The following is an 853-nucleotide window of genomic DNA, read 5'->3' as shown; positions in this document are numbered from 1 at the left end:
GGCTGGACGGGGAGCGGGCGGGGCTGGTGGCAGCGGTGCAGTGGGCGGGGGAGGAGCGGTACGCGGACACGGCGGTGCGGCTGGCCGCATGCCTGGCGGTGTACCTGGAGTGGCGGCGGTCCTTCGACGACGGGATCACCGTTGCCCGTGTCGCCCGGGAGGCCGCCCACCGCGCCGGGGACCACCACCGTGAGGCCGGCGCGTGGACCAGCCTCGGTATCGCCCTGTTGCAGGCGGGCCGGGTGGGGGAGGCGGTCGACGCCCACACCCGGGCCCGCGACCTGTACTGGGCGGCCGGGGACCGCAACGGCGAGGCCGACGCGTGGACCAACCTCGGCGCCGCCCTGCAGGAGGCGGACAGGGTGGGGGAGGCGGTCGACGCCCACACCCGGGCCCGCGACCTGTACCGGGCGGCCGGGGACCGCCACCGCGAGGGCATCGCGTGGAACAACCTCGGCCTCGCCCTGCGGAAGGCGGGCCGGGCGGAAGAGGCGGTCGACGCCCACACCCGGGCCCGCGACCTGTACCGGGCGGCCGGGGACCGCCACCGCGAGGGCACCGCGTGGAACAACCTCGGCGCCGCCCTGCGGCAGGTGGGCCGAGTGGGGGAGGCGGTCGAGGCGTACGGCAAGGATCTGGAGATCTGCCGGGAGTTCGAGGACTGGTACGGGGCAGGCCAGACCCTCTACAACCTGGCCCTCGCCCACGAGTCCGCCCACCGTCCCTCCGACGCCCGCGCCTGCTGGCTCCAGGCCGCCGACGCCTACACCCGCGCCAACGCCCCCACCGAAGCCACCCAAGCCCGCAACTCCGCCGACAGAACGAACAAGGGCCCGGACCGACGCGGCGGCAC

The 853-nt window shown here is 76.3% G+C and carries 1 protein-coding gene; it reads left to right on the top strand.

From position 1 onward, the window contains the following. Positions 1-853, top strand: an 853-nt coding sequence (locus G6048_RS48330) for a tetratricopeptide repeat protein (RefSeq protein ID WP_165345922.1), incomplete at both ends; no start/stop codon positions are given.

The sequence above is a fragment of the Streptomyces ureilyticus genome (genome assembly GCF_011045025.1).
In the GTDB taxonomy this organism is placed as follows: Bacteria; Actinomycetota; Actinomycetes; order Streptomycetales; family Streptomycetaceae; genus Streptomyces; species Streptomyces ureilyticus.
The sequence above is the reverse complement of the archived record's forward strand: the minus strand, read 5'-3'. Positions and strand labels throughout refer to the sequence as shown.